Here is a 16640-nt window from a genome sequence, read left to right on the forward strand (position 1 = left end):
TTCATACCCCAGCGTGCCCGGATCTCCACTGACTCAAGGAGGTCCCATGTCCATCACTACCCTGTTCGAAAGCGGTCTTTACGGCCGGCTGCGCCGCCATGCCGGCAGCCACTGGCAAGATTACGTCGATCATCCGTTTCTGCAGCAGCTGGCCGCCGGCACCTTGCCTGAACGCGCTTTTCGCCGCTACCTGACCCAGGACTATCTGTTTCTGCTGCACTTCGCCCGCGCCTACGCGCTGCTGGTCAGCAAGCTGCGCACTCTGCCGGAGATGCGCGCCGCCACCGCCTCGCTCAACGGCATCGTCGCCGAACTGCCGCTGCACGTGGCCTACTGCGCCGAATGGGGGCTGAACGAAGCGCAGATCGCCGCCCAGCCGGAAGCGGCGGAAACCATGAACTACACCCGTTACGTGCTGGATATCGGCCATGCAGGCGACGCCCTCGATCTGCTGGCCGGCCTGCTGCCCTGCGTGGCCGGCTATGCCGAAATCGGCCTGCGGCTGCTGCACGATCCCGCCACTCAGATGGAGGGCAATCCTTACGCCTCCTGGATCCGCAACTACGGCGACGAGGGCTATCTGGCCGGCGTGCGCGCCGCCATCGAACTGCTGGAAACCGTTGGTCAGCAGCGCGGCGCACAGGGCCGCTTCACCGAGCTGGCGCAGATTTTCACCACCGCCACCCAGCTGGAGTCGGCATTTTGGCAGATGGGGCTGAACGCCTCATGACCTCCCCGCTTCTCCCGCCCGGCATCCAGGTGCGGGATCTCAGCCTGCGTTTCGGTCAGCAAATCGTCTTCGACCGGCTGAGCTTCGACATCGCCGGCGGCAGCTTCGTCGCCCTGCTCGGCGCCAGCGGCGCCGGCAAAACCAGCCTGCTGAAGATCATCGCCGGCCTGGCGCAGGCCAGCTCTGGCTCGGTGACCGGCAGCGACGGCCTGCCGATCGCCGGGCGCATCGCCTACATGGGGCAAAAAGACCTGCTCTACCCGTGGCTGACCGTTGAAGAGAACGTCGCCCTCGGTTCGCGGCTGCGCGGCGAAGCGCCGGATCAGGCGTGGACGGCGCACCTGCTCGAACGCGTAGGCCTGGCCGCGCATGGCCGCAGCCTGCCCGCCTCGCTGTCCGGCGGCATGCGCCAGCGCGCCGCCATCGCCCGCACGCTCTACGAACGCCAGCCGATCGTGCTGATGGACGAACCTTTTTCCGCGCTGGACGCCATTACCCGCGCCGAGATCCAGAGCCTGGCCGCCGAGCTGCTGGCGCAAAATACCGTGCTGTTGATCACCCACGATCCGATGGAAGCCTGCCGCCTGAGCCACCGGCTGCTGGTGCTGTCTCCCTGGCCGCTGGGCCTCGACGATACTCACCGCATCAGCGGGCTACCGCCGCGCGCGCCGGATGACGCCGACCTGCTGAAAAGCCAGGCCGAGCTGCTGCAGCAACTGGTGAGGGCGGCGCAATGAATATCGCCAAAGAGCGTGGACTCACCCGCCTGCGGCGCGGGCTGACGGTGTTCGTCGGCCTGCTGCTGCTGTGGTGGCTGGCGGCGCAAAGCGGCATTCCGGCCTTTCTGCTGCCCACGCCGGGCGCTGTGGCGCAGGCGCTGTGGGACGGGCGCGGCTATCTCGCCTGGCACACGCTGGTCACCGCTTCGGAGATCGTCAGCGGGCTGGTGCTCGGCGTGTTGCTCGGTGCGGCGCTGGCGCTGTGCATGATTTTCTCGCCGCGCCTGCAACGCTGGCTGATGCCGCTGGTGCTCACCAGTCAGGCGATACCGGTGTTCGCCCTGGCCCCGCTGCTGGTGCTGTGGTTCGGCTTCGGCATGAGCGCCAAGGTGGCGATGGCGGTGCTGGTGATCTTCTTTCCGGTGGTGTCGGCCTTTTTTGACGGGCTGCGCCGGGTCAACAACGACTATCTCGATCTGGCGCGCACGATGCGCGCTTCGCGCTGGGCGCAGCTGCGGCACGTGCGGCTGATGGCGGCGCTGCCGGCCTTCGGCTCCGGCCTGCGCATGGCCGCCGCGGTCGCGCCGATCGGTGCCATCATCGGCGAATGGGTCGGCTCGGCCGAAGGGCTGGGCTACGTGATGCTGAACGCCAACGCGCGCATGCAGACCGACGTCTGCTTCGCCGCGCTGTTTATTTTGGTGCTGATGACCGTGCTGCTGTGGGCCGCGGTGGATGCGCTGCTGCGGCGCCTGATCGCCTGGGCGCCGGAAAACGAGTGATGATTGCAACCATAACCAGGGATAAAGGAACGACCATGATCAAACAAACCGTTTGCGGGCTGCTGCTGGGCGCCGCCCTCACAGGCCAGGCAGGCGCGGCCGACAAGCTGACGCTGGTGCTCGACTGGTACATCAACCCCGATCACGCGCCGATTATGGTGGCCGAGCAGATCGGCGCCTTCAAGGCCGCAGGGCTGGACGTCAAGATCGTGCCGCCGTCCGATCCGGCGCTGCCGCCGCGGCTGGTGGCCGCCAAACAGGCCGACCTCGCCATCACCTATCAACCACAGTTGCACTTCTTCGCCGATCAGGGTCTGCCGTTGATGCGCGTCGGCACGCTGATCAACACGCCGCTGAATACGGTGATCGCGCTGGATAAAAACATCACCTCGCCGGCGGATCTCAAGGGCAAAACGGTAGGTTACTCGGTCAGCGGCATCGAACAGGCGACGCTGGCCACCATGGTCGAACACGAGCGCCTCAAGCCGCAGGACATCAAGCTTATCAACGTCAACTTCCAGCTGACCAGCGCCCTGCTGGCGGGCCAGGTCGATGCGGTGATCGGCGGCTACCGCAACATCGAAGCGCTGGAGCTGAAGCTGCAGGGTAAAGAACCGGTGGTGTTCAACGTCGAAGATTACGGCGTGCCGGCCTACGACGAGCTGATCATCGTCGCCAACCGCGATGCGGTGAACGAGCCGAAAATCCGCAAATTCCTCGCCGCGCTGAAGCAAGGCAGCGACTACCTGCACGCGCACCCGCAGGACACCTGGCTGGCGTTCGCCAAGGCGCACCCGGAGCTGAATACCGAGCTGAACAAACAGGCGTGGCAAGCCAGCCTGCCGCTGTTCGCGCGCGATCCGGCCAAGTTGGATCGCGCCCGCTACCAGGCTTACGAACAGTTCCTGTTCGACAACAAGCTGATCAAGAAAATCACCCCGGTGGAACAGTACGCGGTGGAGCTGAACTGATCACGCCGAGGCGGCCGGCGGCGCCACCGTCACCTCGCCCTGGCCGCTGCGCTGCAAGGCCGCCTTCACCAGCCCGTTGGCCTTGCAGCGTTCGATAAACGCGTTCACGTAGGCGGCGCCCTGCGTTTTTTGCCGCGGCACCGCCATCGCCTGGCGGATAGCGGTGAAATGCCCGTCCAGCACCCGGTAGCCGGGATGGGCGGCCGCGGCGGCCAGCAGCGGTTGACGCACGCCGGCCGCCGCCTCCAGCCCCCGTTCGAAAAACAGCGCGATCGCCTCGGCGGAGGTTGCCGCCCGCACCAGCTGCGCCTGCTGCAGCGTGCGCGATAAAAACAGATCGTACGCCGCCCCCTGGCCGACCGCGATGCGCACCTCCGGCCGGTCGAGCTGCGCCGCCTCAAAGTAAGGCGCGTCGTTCGCCACCAGGTAAGTCCCCTCGATGATCACGTAGGGTTCGCTGAAAGCGATTTGCGCCGCGCGCACCGGCTCGATAGCCATAAACGCCAGGTTCCAGGCGCCGCTGTCCAGGTCGGCGAACACCTTGCCCGCCGCGTCATAGGTGACCAGTTCGAGCGCCACGCCCAGCTCCTGGGCCAGCGCGGCGGCCAGCTCCACCGAAGCGCCTTGCGGTTTACCGCCGGCCCCGGCCTGCGCCAGCACCGGATTGCCGTAGTTGATCGCCGCGCGCAACACGCCTTGCGGGGCCAGATCGTCGAGTACCGCTGCGGGGATTGTCTGCATACTTCCTCCTGAATGGCTGATGGGCGCACCGTCCGGCGCTCATTAAGCGTAGAGCGAAACCTCCGACCAGCAAGCTTTCGCCGCCGAGGCCGCCGTCGGCGTGATTAACGTCACACTATTGTCATAAAAATGTACAATAGCCGCCGTTCGTCGGCCGTAGCGGGAGATCGCGCGTTGTTCCGCCGCCGGCAATAGGCTATACCCTTCACTTTTCGCGCCGCGGCACGGTCGGCGGCGCAGACCAGGGCAGCAACGTTTTTTTCCAATCAGACAAGGTTTGGCGGATGGTTTTAGCAGTCGTTTCGTTTGTTCTCTTTTTGGCGTCGATTTTGATTTATCGCACCCGGGCCGCCGCCAACCGCTGGTGGTTCGCCATTTTGCTGACGCTGCTCGGCAGCTATCTGGTGCTGAACGTCATCCTGATCGCCAGCAACTACTTTACCGGCGACGGCATCACCGACGCGGTGATTTACACCGTCACCAGCAGCCTCAAAGGCGCGGGCATCAGCAAATACGTGCTGCCGTTCATCGGCCTGCTGGCGGCGTTGGGGCTTATCTTCGCGGTGCTGGCCCGCAGCCTGCTGCGCCGCAAAGCCAAAGGCAGCAGCGTGGCCTACAGCATCGTCGCCGTGCTGCTGGCGCTGTTTTCGGTCGGCACCACCCCGGCATTTCAGGACATCTCGCTGCTGGTCAAGAGCCAGATCGTCGGCGATACCGCCGATTTCACCACTTACTACAAAGCGCCGAAAAAAACCGTACAGGGCAAGCGGCCGAACCTGGTGTACATCTATGCCGAGAGCCTGGAACGCACCTACTTCGATACCGAGCTGTTTCCCGGCCTGGCCGACGAGCTGAACGCCCTGCGCGCGGGCAGCATCGATTTCAGCAATACCCAGCAATTGCCGGGCACCGGCTACACCATCGCCGGCATGGTCGCCTCACAGTGCGGCATTCCGCTGTTCGCGCCCTTCGACGGCAACGCCTCCAGCGCGGTCTCCACCTTCTACCCGGAGAACGTTTGCCTGGGCGACGTGCTGAAGGCCGCCGGCTACAGCAACTATTTCTATCAGGGCGCCGAGCTGGCGTTCGCCGGTAAAGACACCTTCCTGAAATCCCACGGCTTCGACCACGTTTACGGCTTCAAAGAGCTGCGCGATCAGGTCGCCGATCCGAGCTACAAAAACGACTGGGGCTGGTACGACGACAGCGTGCTGGACGTGGTGTACGGCAAGTTCGTCGAGCTGTCCAAACAGCGCCAGCCGTTCTCGCTGTTCACCCTGACCGTTGATACTCATCACCCGGACGGTTTTATTTCCGCCGGCTGCAGCAAGAAAAGCTACGCCTGGCAGAACAAGGAAAACCGCTCGCTGAGCGCGGTAGCCTGCAGCCAGCAACACATCGCCGCGCTGATCGACAAAATCAAACGCTCGCCCTATTTCAGCAACACCGTGATCGTGGTGTCCTCCGATCATCTGGCGATGAACAACACCGCCTACGACATCCTGACCAAACAGAAGCGCCGCAATCTGTTCTTCATCATCGACGGCACCCGGCCGCTGGCGGAACAGCGCAACGAGAAACGCAGCACGCTGGACAACGGCGCCACGGTGCTGGACGTGATGGGCGGCGACAATTACATCGGCCTTGGCCGCAGCAGCCTGTCGGCGCCGTCGCTGTCTACGGTGTTCCTGAATATCGAAGAGAAGATCAACGGCTGGAAACCGGCGGTGATCAACCAGTGGGGCCTGCCGAACCGCATCAGCGACTACAGCGTGGACACGCGCCAGCGCAGCTTCAGCTTCTCCGGCGTCACCTACAAGGTGCCGTTCATCCTGCGGGTGGGCGATAACCGCATCGAACCGATGTTCAACGTCTACCTCTCCACCCCGCTGCGCAAACAGCTGGCCGGACTGGGGGCGGGGGAGAAATTCGTCTGGGTCGATAAATGCTACGAGATCGGCCGGGTCTGGGCGCCGCAGCTGGCGCTGAGCACCGACATCTGCGTGGCCTCCGGCACCCTCGCCTCGCCGCCGCAGATCGTCCAGGCCAGCGGCGAACGCTTCAACGGCAAGGTGAATTTCACCGGCCCGGCGGCGGACAGCGTCGCCGATTACCAAAACGCCGTCGCCCGCCTGCAGGTGGACGACGCGGCGGTGAAATACCGGGCGGACGCCATCGAGTTCATGCTGCCCGGCATGCCGGAACAGGTGAGGGCCATCACCGGCGTCTCCGCCGTCGAGGAATGGGGCCGCTGGTCCGACGCCAATCTGGCGCCAGCGGTCGACATCGATTACGTCGACCCGCTGCCGAAAAGCTTCGATCTGGTGCTGCGCGCCCGCGCCTACGGCAACAACGTCGGCGAACCGATTTCGGTGCGCGTCGGCGACGAAGAGCGCTTCGTGTCGCTCGGCGAACAGGACAGCACCGTCACCCTGCGCTTCGATAACCCGCGCGGCGCGCAGAAGATCAGCATTACCCCGCCGGCGCCGACCGAGCCGAAAGAGAACGCCAGCGGCGGCTTCACGCCGAAGAAGCTGGGCATCGGCCTGGTGTCGCTGAAGGTCGAAGCGGCAAGTCCCGCCTCCTGATCTCCCCGCCTTCACGGGCGCGGTAATTTCTTTGCCGCGCCCGTCATTTCAACCAAGCTTTTACGCCCTTCTTCGGCTAACCTGTGACGGTGAAACGCCGCCAATCCCGCCAGAGCCGGGACATCGAAGGAGAAAGTATGAGCTATGCCCCACCTCGCAGCGGCCTCAGCGCCGATCAGGCACTCGATCAACTGGAAGCCCTGTATGACGCCGCGGTAGACGCGCTGCGGCAGGCGGTCAGTGACTTTATCAGCCACGGCACCCTGCCGGATGCGCAAGCGCGCGCCGCCGGACTGTTCGTGTATCCCGAACTGCGCGTCAGCTGGGACGGGCAGCAATCCGGCCCGAGCAAAACCCGCGCCTTCGGCCGCTTTACCCATCCCGGCAGCTACAGCACCACCGTGACCCGGCCGCAGCTGTTCCGCCACTATCTGGCCGAACAGCTGGCGATGCTGGAACACGACTACGCCGCCCATATCGAAGTGGCGCCGTCGCAGCAGGAGATCCCGTTCCCTTATGTCATCGACGGCTCCAGCCTGGCGCTCGATCGTTCAATGAGCGCCGGCATCGCGCAGCATTTCCCCACCACCGAGCTGGCGCAGATCGGTGACGAGACCGCCGACGGCCTGTACCACGCCACCGACAACCATTTCCCGCTGTCGCATTTCGATGCGCTGCGCGCGGATTTCTCGCTGGCGCGTCTGCGGCACTACACCGGCACGCCGGTGGAGCATTTCCAGCCGTTCGTGCTGTTCACCAACTACACCCGCTATGTGGATGAGTTCGTGCGCTGGGCCTGCGCCCAGATCGCCGATCCGGCCAGCCCGTACATCGCGCTCTCCAGCGCCGGCGGCACCTACATCACGCCGGAAACCAGCGCGCCCGAGCAGGCGGTGTCCGATCTGGCGTGGAAAAACCACCAGATGCCGGCCTATCACCTGATCTCGCGCACCGGCCAGGGCATCACGCTGATCAACATCGGCGTCGGCCCGTCCAACGCCAAAACCATCTGCGATCACCTGGCGGTGCTGCGCCCGAGCGCCTGGCTGATGATCGGCCACTGCGGCGGCCTGCGCGAAAGCCAGAAGATCGGCGATTACGTGCTGGCCCATGCCTATCTGCGCGACGATCACGTGCTGGATGCGGTGCTGCCGCCGGATATCCCGATCCCGAGCATCGCCGAGGTGCAGCGCGCCCTGTACGACGCCACCAAGATGGTCAGCGGCATGCCCGGCGAAGAGGTTAAACAGCGTTTGCGCACCGGCACCGTGGTCACCACCGACGACCGCAACTGGGAGCTGCGCTACTCCGCTTCGGCGCGCCGCTTCAATCTCAGCCGCGCGGTGGCGGTCGACATGGAGAGCGCCACCATCGCCGCTCAGGGTTATCGCTTCCGGGTGCCGTACGGCACGCTGCTGTGCGTCTCCGACAAACCGCTGCACGGCGAGATCAAACTGCCGGGCCAGGCCAACCGCTTCTACGAAGGGGCGATCTCCGAACACCTGCAGATCGGCATCTGCGCCATCGACTTGTTGCGCGCCGAGGGCGATCGCCTGCACTCGCGCAAGCTGCGCACCTTCAACGAACCGCCGTTCCGGTAACGGTGCTCAGGCCCGCTGCGGCGGGCCGTTTTTTCCTCAACGCACCAGCGCCAACGCGCGCTTCTCCTGGCAGCGGCCGCCGGCGATCGACAGCAACAGGTCTTTCACCAGCAGCGCCGGGGCGGACAGCGCCTGTTGGCTCGACATGCACAGTGACAGCGGCACCGACATCGTCGGCGCATTGATGCGCGCCATCCAGGCCTTGGCCGGGCCGATCATCGCGCGCGCCACCGATTCCGGCAGCACGGTCGCCCCTAACCCGCTGGCGATCGCGGCGCTCAGCGCGCCCGAGGATTCGATCTCCCCCACCACGTTGGCAGCCAGCTTGCGCAGCGCCATCGCCTCCTCCAGCTGGTTGCGCACCGCATCGCCCTCACGCGGCAGGAACAGGTTCAGCCGCGCCACGTCCAGCAGCTCGACGCTGTTGCCGGGATGCGGCACCGCGCGCGTCGCCACCAGATAAAGATCTTCCCGCATCAATGCGATGGCGTGCAGCCCGGCGGGCATTTTGGCGCCGTAGACCATCGCCATGTCCAGCGTCTGGTTAGCCACCTGCCCGGCCAACGCCGCGCCGCCGTTTTCATGCAGGCTGAGCAGGATGCCCGGCTGCTGATCGCGCAGGGTCTGCAACAGCGGCAGCGCCAGCTGCGCCGCGGTGCTGCCCGACGCCAGCCCGAGCGACACCTGGCCGCTCATCGCCTGCCCGGCGCTGTTGACCGCGCTCTGCGCCTGCTCGCACTGGCGCAGAATGGTCTGCGCGTGGGCATACAGAATGTTGCCGGCCTCGGTCGGCTGCACCCCGCGCTTGGTGCGGATCAGCAGCTGTTGCTTCAACTCTCCTTCCAGCGTCGCCAACTGCTGGCTGAGCGCCGGTTGGGCGATGTGCAACACCTCCGCCGCCTGAGTCAGGCTGCCGATATCGACGATTTTCACGAAGTACTTCAGACGTCTGAAATTCATAGTGCCTCCAGCGAGCCGCTAAATTGAGAATGCCGAAATCCGGTCATGCAATCACAGCAAGATCCAGGCCAGAGTCGGTAAACGGCCGTGGAAGCGGGGTACAAGGCGGTAAATGGCCGTTCGCCGGGCGGCGCGCGCCACCGCGCAGGGCAACCGTTGCACCATCGGCAGGCAACGGCGCCGATCAACGGGCAATTCGGCGACGCTGCGCGCGGGATAAGCGACAAAAGCGAGAAAAAGCAGCAGGTTGGGCAATCTTGCAGCAAACGAACGCATCGGACGTCTTCACGCTTTACAAGCCGCAACCGCCCCGCTATTATTCGCCCCGTTCACACGATTCCTCTGTAGTTCAGTCGGTAGAACGGCGGACTGTTAATCCGTATGTCACTGGTTCGAGTCCAGTCAGAGGAGCCATATTTAGAGAAGCCCGCTCAGGGAAACCCGAGCGGGCTTTTTGCCTTTTAGCCGCCGTCAAAAGCTGCGTTTCGCCACCAGATAGGCGCCCGCCACCAGCAGCAGAGCGCCGACCAGCGCCGGCAGATTCTCGCGCAGCGCCGCCGGGCCGGCGCGGTAGACGTCCGCCAACAGCCCCATGCACAACTGGCTGGCGACCAGGATCGAGATGGTCGCCGCCGCCCCCAGCTTCTGGTAACCCAGAATGCCGGCGAACACGAACAGCGATCCCAACAGCCCCGGCAACAGCATCCACCACCTGGCGGCGCCAGTCACTTCCGCCACCGCGCCGAGGCCGTTTTTGGCCAGCAGCAGCCCCACCAGCAACAACAAACCGACGCTGGAGTTGATCACCAGCGTAATGAGGATGGTCGAAACGCTTTCGGTAATGCGCACCATCAGCAGATTCTGCACCACCAGCCCCATTCCCGCCGCGATCAGCAGTAACAGCATATTCATCGCCCTGCCCCCCGGGATCAGCGCGCGGGCGGCGTCGCCCGCTCGTCGAGCGTCAGCTGCAGGAACGTCAGATCCAGCCATTGGCCGAATTTGGCGCCCACCTGTTCCATGCGCCCCACGTCGCGGAACCCCAGCGCCAGATGCAGCTTAATCGAGGCCTGATTGCCGGATTCGATGCCGGCCACCATCACATGTTTGCCGATTTCCCGCGCCCGTGCGATCAGCGCCAGCAGCAGCGCCTTGCCAATCCCTGCGCCGCGATGCGCCTGATGAACATACACCGAATGTTCCACGGTATGGCGATAGCCATCCCAGGCGCGCCAGTCGCCGAACGACGCATAGCCGATCGCCTCGTCCGCGGCGTTCACCGCCACCAGCACCGGGTAGCCCGCCGCCTGGCGTTCGCCGATCCACGCCGCACGGTTGGCCGCATCCACGGTTTGTTCATTCCAGATGGCGGTGCTGTTCAACACCGCGTCGTTATAGATAGCGGCAATCGCCGCGCTATCGTTGAGCGTCGCATTTCGTATAATCATGGTTTACCCCGGCCAATTGTCCACTATAATACTACGATATGAATATTAAATTAGACAATCTAAATCAGCTGATCGGCGCGCGCATTCGCATTGAACGCGAGGCGCGCCACTGGTCGCTGTCCGATCTGGCCGAACGGGCGGGCGTCTCACGGGCGATGGTGCATAAGATCGAGCGCGGCGAGAGCAGCCCGACGGCGATGCTGTTGGGCAGACTGGCGGGGGCGTTCGGCCTCAGCATGTCCAAACTGATCGCCCGCGCGGAAACGCAAGAAGGCCGGCTGCTGCGCCGGGAAGATCAACCGGTCTGGGTCGATCCTGAGAGCGGCTACGTGCGGCGCCACGTGTCGCCGCGCACCGATCTGCCGCTCGATCTGGTGCGCATCGAACTGCCGGCCGGCGCGGCGATCCCGATGCCGGCTTCGGTGTATGCCTTCAAGCGTCAGCTGATCTGGGTTTTATCCGGCGAGCTGGTCTTTCTTGAGGGCGACGCGCGCCATGAAATGGCCGAAGGAGACTGCCTGGAGCTCGGCCCACCGGCGGACTGCCGCTTTGAAAACCAAAGCGATGAGGCATGCGTGTATATGGTGGCGGTGCTGAGCGCCGCCTGACGGCTCGCCGGCGCTATCCCTGCGTCGGCTGGTTATAGCCGGCGTGGAAAAACTTCTCCGCCAACCGGCTGTCGCCGCCGGAGAAGAACTCGCTCATCGGCTCGCTGCCGAGGCCATAGGCGCGGCTGAGCTGCCCGGCCTCGAACGCCGCCCGGTTCTCGTCGCCGCAGCGCTGCGCCAAATGGTGCGCATAACCGAGCACGAAACCGCGCTTGTAGTCGGAGCAAAAGCGCGACAGCTCCGCCTCCGGCTTCAGGTTCTCCGCCTTTAACCCCGCCAACAGCCCTTTGCCAAAATGATCTCCCACGGGTTCCTCCTCACCACGCAATCGCTATATAACAAAATATATATCGAATGAGCGAACGAGAACATACTTCCTAAGTTTTACTCGCCGCATAAAAAAGGCCCGCCAAGCGGGCCTGCGAGAAAGCGGGCAATCACAGCGTGAAATTCAGCCCTTCGCTGACGGTCTTGCCCAGCGGCAGGCGGCCCGACGGCGCCTCTTTTTCCTGCAGGAAATCCGGCAGGCGGGCTTTGTCGCCCGGTTTGCCGATCGCCACCATAGCGTGCACCGCATAGTCGTCCGGCAGCTGCAACGCCGCTTTGATCTTGTCGTGGTGAATGCCGCTCATGCAGTGGGTCAGCCAGCCTTTCAGATGCGCCTGATGCGCCAGGTTGGCCCAGGCCGCGCCGGTGTCGAACGCATGGGTCGGGTTGTCCACCAGCCGCTCGCCGTTCAGGCTGGTGGTTTTGGAGACGATCACCACCAGCGCCGAGGCGTGTTGCGCCCAGCCGCGGTTGAAGTCGATCAGGAACTCCAGGTAGTTCTCCCAGCTGTCGGAGCCGTGCTTGCTGTAGGCAAAGCGCCACGGCTGAATGTTGTAGGCCGAAGGCGACCAGCGCGCCGCTTCAAAGAAGCTCAGCAGCGTTTGATCGTCGATGGCGTCGTTGGTCATCGCGCGCGGCGACCAACGCTCGATAAATTGCGCGTCAATCGGGTAATCGGAGATTCTTGGCTGGCTCATGATAGGTTCTCGCAGTGAAGTAAAAACAAAAGTTCGCTGATATTCCCACAGCTTAGGACGGTAAAACTTTTATTTCGTGCCATTGCCTTGCGGCAGTTCCCGCTGCAGCCAGGCCAGAAACGCCCTGACCGGCGGGTGCCGCTCGCGCCCCGGCGCGCACAGCACGCTGTAGGCGGCGCCCGGTACGCGCACCTCCGGCCGGTACGCCACCAGCAGACCGTTGTCCACCATCTCGGACACCATCACCGAGCTGGCGAGCACCCATCCCTGCCCGGCCACCGCCGCCTGCAGGGCGTAATGCTCCTCGTGATAGCTGCGCATCGCCGCATGGCGCTGCCACCAGTCCACGCCGGCGGCCCGGCACCAGTCATGCCAGCCGCTGTCGTACAGCGCCGAATCCCCCCACTTGACGGTGATCAGCACCGGGTTTTCCGGTTCGGCGGCGGCCAACCCCGGCGCGGCGTAAACGCCAAAGCTCTCCTCCAGCCGCGCCGCCAGATGCAGCGCGGGATATTGCGCGCGGCTGTAGCGCACCGCCACATCCACGCTGGCGTCCTGCTGCAGATCGATCACCTCGGCGCAGGCCTCCAGGCGCACCAGATAGTGCGGGTACGCCTGGTAGAAACGCCCCAGGCGCGGCACCAACCACAGCGCCGCGAACGAGTGCGTCACCGAGACGCACAGCGAGCCGCTGCTGGGCTGCGGCCGCAGACCCTCAAGCGTGGCGGCGACGTCCAGCAGCGCGCCATGCACTCCGGCAAACAGCGTTTCGCCCTTCGCCGTCAGCCGCACACCGCGCGGCACCCGCTCGAACAACGCAAAACCCAGCTGCTGTTCCAGCGCCTTGATCTGGTGCGAAATCGCCGTCGGCGTCACCGCCAGCTCGGCCGCCGCCAGCTTGAAGCTGCGCAGGCGAGCGGCGGATTCAAAGGTGCGTAACGCGTTGACGGGCAGCGTGGCGAACATGGCGAAGCCTCTTGGGATGAGTTGAATTCATCCTGGCAGAAAAACCGTCATTTGTCGCCTGCGGACGCTTGCCTCTAGATTAAGGCTGAGTTCACTTCACACCAAGGAACATGACATGAATACAACTCATCAATCCAAACGCCTGGTGGTGCTGGTCGGCAGTCCGCGCCGCGACGGCAACAGCGCCACGCTGGCGCAGGCGATCATGGCGGGCGCCGCCGAAGCCGGCACTTCCGCCAGCCTGCATTTTCTCGACGATTACCTGAGCGGTTTCCTGAGCGATGAACGCCATACGCCGCCGCCGACCGATCGCTACGCCGAGCTGTTCCTGGAGCACTTCCTGCCGGCCGACGGCGCGGTATTTTGCACGCCGATTTACTGGTACGGCATGTCGGCGCAAACCAAGGCCTTTTTCGATCGCTCGTTCAGCTTTTATTCCAACGCCTACCCTCAGGCGGAACAGGTGCACCAACGCATGAGCGGCAAACGCATCGGGCTGGCGGTGGCGTCGGAAGAAACTTATCCCGGCGCGGCGCTGGGCATCGTGCATCAGATCCAGGAGTTCAGCCGCTACACCCATTCCGCCTTCGTCGGGCTGGTGCACGGCGCCGGCAACCAGCGCGGCGAGATCGCCCGCGATCCGCGCAACCCGCTGCGGGCCGCCCGCGAGTTGGGGCGCGAGTTCTTCACCCGCCCCTACTCGGATTATCAGATGGACAGCCCGCGCAGCACGCAGGTTTGGACGGAATAGCCTCGGCCTCAACCGCCACTGCCGATTTGCCAGATAAAGGTCGGCGTATGGCGGTTAATTTCCCAGTCACCGATATTGCGCGCCTTGTAGATCACCGGATTATGTGAAGAGAGCGTGCGCGCATTGCGCCAGTGGCGATCCAACGCCTTGCCGGTACGGGTATCTGAAGCGCCGAGCGCATTGAACAATTCACCGGCGGCGCGCTGCACCCACTCCCCGGCGATGACCTGCGCCCTGGCGGCGTCCAGCTCCGCCGTCACGTTAAGCGCCTGCAGCAGCGCTTCATCGCCGGATCGATGCGCCTCGTAAGCCTGCTGCAGCGAGGACGTCGCTTTTAGCACCGTCGCCTCAACCGCATAGGCCCAGGCGCTGATTTGCCCCACCACCTGCTGGATCTGCACGTCGTCCTTCACCCAACCGGCGTTGCCGTGGCTATAGATCCTTTTACGTTGCCTCACGCCCTCGCCGACGTCTCGCAGCACCGCGCGGCCGATCCCCGCCAGCGTCGCCAGCAACACATGCTGATAGAACGCAGTTTGGTAGCGGAAGCGCTCGGCAAAGTCATAGACGTGCGCCTGCTCGACCCGCGCATCAATAAAACGCGTGGTGCCGCTGCCGGTAGTGCGTTGGCCAAATCCGTCCCAGTCGTCGTCGCGCTCTACGCCCGGCTGGGCGACGTTCACCAAAGCGATCACCGGGCCGCCGCTGTCGCTGCGCTCGGCATACACGTCGATCCAATCGGCAAACAGACTGCCGGTGCTGTAAAATTTCTCGCCGTTGAGCGACCAGCCGTCGGCCTGCGGCGTTACCCGGGTATTGACCTGCCCCAGCTTCACGCCGCCGATCTCGGTCCAACCGCTGCCGACCAGCTCGCCGTCGAGAAAGCGTTCGAACCAGCGATCGCGCTCCGGGCCGTCCGGCGCGTTCAGCCGATCTTCCACGAAGGCGAAATGCGCCCGCAGCGCCTGCGGCAGGTTAGAGTCCGCCTCCGCCAGTTCGGCCAGCAGTTCGAACAGCTGCGGCAACGAAGCGCCGTCGCCGCCCTTTTCACGCGGGAGGCGCACCCTGCCGAACCCCGCTTCTTTCAGCCAACGGATCGGTTCATGCGGCAGCGTGCGCGACAGCTCGCGCTCCACCGCCCCGGCGGCGATTTCGGCGAAGATCGGCCGAAATCGCGCGGCCAGCTGTGCGTAGTCTGCTCCGGTGGATAACAGGTGTTGCGTCATGTCAGTGTCCTCTGTGGTTAAGCGCGATCGGCCAGATCGTCAATATCGCGCGCCGTCGGTTCAAAGCGAATGATCAGTAGGAAGACGATGGGGATCGCCGCCGCCAGTGAAACAATCCAAAACATGTCGGTGCCGAAGCGCGCCTGCAAAATCGGCAGAATAAACAGCGCCAGCGCGCTGCCGATACCGGACAGCGAACGGCCGAAACCGACGCCGGTGGCGCGGATCGCCGTCGGGTAAGAGAGCGCCGGGTAAATCATCATCTGCGCGCCGGGGCCGAATCCTTCGGCGAACAGCCATAGGCCCAACATCAGGATCGCCAGCCCAACGCCGAACGCCGCCTGCGGATGTCCGATCAACGCCAGGGCAATCAGCGCGATAAACTGCAGCGCGAATCCGGCAATCGCCACGTGGCGCGACGGATACTTCCATGCCAGACGCATGCCGAGCAGGCCACCGGTAAAAGCGAACAGCACGTTCAGCCCGAGCGAAGCGGAGATAGTTTCAAACACCCCGGCGCCGAGAAACTGCGCCAGAATCGACGGCAGAAAGAAGGCGATGGCGGTGTATTCAAAGGAAATGCAAACGTTCATCACGCTGGCGACCAGAGTGCGCTCGCGGTACGGCTTGCGGAACAGCACGCGGAAGCTGACCTTCGGCGGCGGCGCCGGTTGGGCGGCGTCAGGTTCCGCCTCATGGGCGGCAATGCCGTATGACTCGCGCAGGATGCGCGCCGCCTCTTTCAGATCGCCCTGGTTAGCGGCCCACAGCGGCGACTCGTTCATAAACTTGCTGCGCACCATGATGATCAGCAACGCCGGCACGGCGCCGAAAATCAACGAGGCGCGCCACAGCCAGTTCGCGTATTCGGCCGGCAATAGAAAATAGAGCGCAAAGATGATCAGAAAACACACCGACGAAGCGGCGTACCACATCGGGCACCAGGCCGCCAGGCGCGACGCCTTGTTGGCCTTGCCGGTGAATTTGGAGAATTCGGCCAGATAGGCCATCGCCACCGGCAAATCAATGCCGACGCCGATACCCATCAAAAAGCGCGCGCCGATCAGCACCCAGACGTTGGGCGCCAGCCCGGCGGCGATGGCGGAAACCACAAAAAACAGCATATCGGCCATAAACACCTGATAGCGGCCATACTTGTCGGTCAACCAGCCGCCGACCAGGTTGCCGAGAATGGTCCCGACCATGATCGAAGAAGTTACCACCCCGGTCAGCAGCGGGCTGAGGCTGAATTCACGCACCACGTCATCGATGCCGTAAGACAGCGTGGTCAGGTCATAGGCATCGAGAAAAACACCGCCCAGCGCCAACAGCACGATCATGCGCGCATGGGTATTTTTCTCGCTGCGCTGGTTAATCAAACGCGCCACATCGCTGGCCGAGCCGATGGGCGCAGATAACGGCGGCGCGGTATCGATATTTAAGGTACTCATAGCTTCCTCGTTGTAATTGGCAGGTGACACCTCGTTTATAGGGTGAAAAAATTACGCCGACAAACAACAATTT

At 64.0% G+C, this 16640-nt stretch carries 18 protein-coding genes and 1 tRNA gene; 9 read left to right on the top strand and 10 right to left on the bottom strand.

Annotated elements, in window-relative coordinates:
- The first annotated feature begins 46 nt into the window (after positions 1 to 46).
- Genes J0F90_RS15580 through J0F90_RS15595 form a run of 4 tightly spaced genes read left to right on the top strand, consistent with a single transcriptional unit; the run spans position 47 to position 3202 of the window.
- A complete protein-coding gene (locus J0F90_RS15580; protein ID WP_033639931.1) occupies positions 47 to 730 on the top strand; it encodes a TenA family protein in 684 nt (227 codons plus the stop codon).
- A complete protein-coding gene (locus J0F90_RS15585) occupies positions 727 to 1467 on the top strand; it encodes an ABC transporter ATP-binding protein (RefSeq protein WP_033639930.1) in 741 nt (246 codons plus the stop codon). Before J0F90_RS15580 ends, J0F90_RS15585 begins: the two co-directional genes overlap by 4 nt.
- A complete protein-coding gene (locus tag J0F90_RS15590; RefSeq protein WP_033639929.1) occupies positions 1464 to 2231 on the top strand; it encodes an ABC transporter permease in 768 nt (255 codons plus the stop codon). Before J0F90_RS15585 ends, J0F90_RS15590 begins: the two co-directional genes overlap by 4 nt.
- A 35-nt stretch (positions 2232 to 2266) precedes the next feature.
- Positions 2267 to 3202, top strand: a complete 936-nt coding sequence (locus J0F90_RS15595) for an ABC transporter substrate-binding protein (RefSeq protein WP_033639928.1) — start codon at positions 2267 to 2269, stop codon at positions 3200 to 3202.
- Here the strand turns inward: J0F90_RS15595 and J0F90_RS15600 are convergent, their stop codons facing one another.
- Entirely contained in the window at positions 3203 to 3943 is a 741-nt protein-coding gene (locus J0F90_RS15600; RefSeq protein WP_033639927.1) for a transporter substrate-binding domain-containing protein, read from the bottom strand.
- Between the two features lie 284 nt (positions 3944 to 4227).
- On the opposite strand from J0F90_RS15600, the gene opgB reads away from it, so the two are divergent.
- A complete protein-coding gene (opgB, locus tag J0F90_RS15605) occupies positions 4228 to 6531 on the top strand; it encodes a phosphatidylglycerol--membrane-oligosaccharide glycerophosphotransferase (RefSeq protein WP_033639925.1) in 2304 nt (767 codons plus the stop codon).
- Positions 6532 to 6668: 137 nt separating this feature from the next.
- Positions 6669 to 8132, top strand: coding sequence for an AMP nucleosidase (locus J0F90_RS15610; RefSeq protein ID WP_015378406.1), 1464 nt, complete (start codon positions 6669 to 6671; stop codon positions 8130 to 8132).
- 36 nt (positions 8133 to 8168) lie between these two features.
- Here J0F90_RS15610 and nac read toward each other — a convergent pair whose 3' ends face one another.
- Both nac and J0F90_RS15620 read right to left on the bottom strand, forming a co-directional pair.
- Entirely contained in the window at positions 8169 to 9092 is a 924-nt protein-coding gene (nac, locus tag J0F90_RS15615; protein WP_033639924.1) for a nitrogen assimilation transcriptional regulator NAC, read from the bottom strand.
- Positions 9093 to 9143: 51 nt separating this feature from the next.
- Positions 9144 to 9368, bottom strand: coding sequence for a hypothetical protein (locus J0F90_RS15620; protein ID WP_126186879.1), 225 nt, complete (start codon positions 9366 to 9368; stop codon positions 9144 to 9146).
- Between the two features lie 62 nt (positions 9369 to 9430).
- Here J0F90_RS15620 and J0F90_RS15625 point away from each other — a divergent pair.
- Positions 9431 to 9506: transfer RNA gene (locus tag J0F90_RS15625), tRNA-Asn, on the top strand.
- 57 nt (positions 9507 to 9563) lie between these two features.
- Here J0F90_RS15625 and J0F90_RS15630 read toward each other — a convergent pair.
- The gene (locus J0F90_RS15630) at positions 9564 to 10004 is read right to left on the bottom strand and encodes a DMT family transporter (RefSeq protein ID WP_016927118.1); all 441 of its coding nucleotides are present in this window, start codon (positions 10002 to 10004) and stop codon (positions 9564 to 9566) included.
- Between the two features lie 17 nt (positions 10005 to 10021).
- Positions 10022 to 10540, bottom strand: coding sequence for a GNAT family N-acetyltransferase (locus J0F90_RS15635; RefSeq protein WP_033639923.1), 519 nt, complete (start codon positions 10538 to 10540; stop codon positions 10022 to 10024).
- A 38-nt stretch (positions 10541 to 10578) separates the two neighbouring features.
- Between J0F90_RS15635 and J0F90_RS15640 the strand changes: the two genes are divergently transcribed.
- Positions 10579 to 11148, top strand: coding sequence for a helix-turn-helix domain-containing protein (locus J0F90_RS15640; RefSeq protein WP_015378410.1), 570 nt, complete (start codon positions 10579 to 10581; stop codon positions 11146 to 11148).
- 13 nt (positions 11149 to 11161) lie between these two features.
- Here the strand turns inward: J0F90_RS15640 and J0F90_RS15645 are convergent, their stop codons facing one another.
- The 3 genes from J0F90_RS15645 to J0F90_RS15655 form a co-directional block, all read right to left on the bottom strand.
- Entirely contained in the window at positions 11162 to 11455 is a 294-nt protein-coding gene (locus tag J0F90_RS15645; RefSeq protein ID WP_016927116.1) for a DUF2623 family protein, read from the bottom strand.
- A 130-nt stretch (positions 11456 to 11585) separates the two neighbouring features.
- Positions 11586 to 12173 (bottom strand): nitroreductase family protein, encoded by a 588-nt coding sequence (locus tag J0F90_RS15650; protein ID WP_015378412.1) that lies wholly within the window; start codon positions 12171 to 12173, stop codon positions 11586 to 11588.
- A 69-nt stretch (positions 12174 to 12242) separates the two neighbouring features.
- Positions 12243 to 13139, bottom strand: a complete 897-nt coding sequence (locus tag J0F90_RS15655) for a LysR substrate-binding domain-containing protein (protein ID WP_033639922.1) — start codon at positions 13137 to 13139, stop codon at positions 12243 to 12245.
- Positions 13140 to 13254: 115 nt separating this feature from the next.
- Between J0F90_RS15655 and J0F90_RS15660 the strand changes: the two genes are divergently transcribed.
- The gene (locus tag J0F90_RS15660) at positions 13255 to 13890 is read left to right on the top strand and encodes a flavodoxin family protein (protein WP_033639921.1); all 636 of its coding nucleotides are present in this window, start codon (positions 13255 to 13257) and stop codon (positions 13888 to 13890) included.
- Between the two features lie 8 nt (positions 13891 to 13898).
- On the opposite strand, the gene J0F90_RS15665 is transcribed toward J0F90_RS15660, so the two are convergent.
- Together J0F90_RS15665 and J0F90_RS15670 are read right to left on the bottom strand one after the other, a co-directional pair.
- Positions 13899 to 15116, bottom strand: coding sequence for an acyl-CoA dehydrogenase family protein (locus J0F90_RS15665; protein WP_033639920.1), 1218 nt, complete (start codon positions 15114 to 15116; stop codon positions 13899 to 13901).
- Positions 15117 to 15133: 17 nt separating this feature from the next.
- On the bottom strand, positions 15134 to 16567 hold the full coding sequence (locus J0F90_RS15670) for an MFS transporter (protein ID WP_033639919.1): 1434 nt from the start codon (positions 16565 to 16567) through the stop codon (positions 15134 to 15136).
- Between the last annotated feature and the right edge of the window lie 73 nt (positions 16568 to 16640).

It is taken from the genome of Serratia marcescens subsp. marcescens ATCC 13880 (assembly GCF_017299535.1).
Classification (GTDB): Bacteria; Pseudomonadota; Gammaproteobacteria; order Enterobacterales; family Enterobacteriaceae; genus Serratia; species Serratia marcescens.

Coding starts and splice junctions, on each gene's coding strand:
- J0F90_RS15620 (WP_126186879.1), bottom strand. CDS start 9,368: ATGCGTTCGTTTGCTGCAAGATTGCCCAACCTGCTGCTTTTTCTCGCT.
- J0F90_RS15665 (WP_033639920.1), bottom strand. CDS start 15,116: ATGACGCAACACCTGTTATCCACCGGAGCAGACTACGCACAGCTGGCC.
- J0F90_RS15635 (WP_033639923.1), bottom strand. CDS start 10,540: ATGATTATACGAAATGCGACGCTCAACGATAGCGCGGCGATTGCCGCT.
- J0F90_RS15610 (WP_015378406.1), top strand. CDS start 6,669: ATGAGCTATGCCCCACCTCGCAGCGGCCTCAGCGCCGATCAGGCACTC.
- J0F90_RS15655 (WP_033639922.1), bottom strand. CDS start 13,139: ATGTTCGCCACGCTGCCCGTCAACGCGTTACGCACCTTTGAATCCGCC.
- opgB (WP_033639925.1), top strand. CDS start 4,228: ATGGTTTTAGCAGTCGTTTCGTTTGTTCTCTTTTTGGCGTCGATTTTG.
- J0F90_RS15585 (WP_033639930.1), top strand. CDS start 727: ATGACCTCCCCGCTTCTCCCGCCCGGCATCCAGGTGCGGGATCTCAGC.
- J0F90_RS15660 (WP_033639921.1), top strand. CDS start 13,255: ATGAATACAACTCATCAATCCAAACGCCTGGTGGTGCTGGTCGGCAGT.
- J0F90_RS15580 (WP_033639931.1), top strand. CDS start 47: ATGTCCATCACTACCCTGTTCGAAAGCGGTCTTTACGGCCGGCTGCGC.
- J0F90_RS15670 (WP_033639919.1), bottom strand. CDS start 16,567: ATGAGTACCTTAAATATCGATACCGCGCCGCCGTTATCTGCGCCCATC.
- J0F90_RS15650 (WP_015378412.1), bottom strand. CDS start 12,173: ATGAGCCAGCCAAGAATCTCCGATTACCCGATTGACGCGCAATTTATC.
- J0F90_RS15640 (WP_015378410.1), top strand. CDS start 10,579: ATGAATATTAAATTAGACAATCTAAATCAGCTGATCGGCGCGCGCATT.
- nac (WP_033639924.1), bottom strand. CDS start 9,092: ATGAATTTCAGACGTCTGAAGTACTTCGTGAAAATCGTCGATATCGGC.
- J0F90_RS15600 (WP_033639927.1), bottom strand. CDS start 3,943: ATGCAGACAATCCCCGCAGCGGTACTCGACGATCTGGCCCCGCAAGGC.
- J0F90_RS15590 (WP_033639929.1), top strand. CDS start 1,464: ATGAATATCGCCAAAGAGCGTGGACTCACCCGCCTGCGGCGCGGGCTG.
- J0F90_RS15630 (WP_016927118.1), bottom strand. CDS start 10,004: ATGAATATGCTGTTACTGCTGATCGCGGCGGGAATGGGGCTGGTGGTG.
- J0F90_RS15595 (WP_033639928.1), top strand. CDS start 2,267: ATGATCAAACAAACCGTTTGCGGGCTGCTGCTGGGCGCCGCCCTCACA.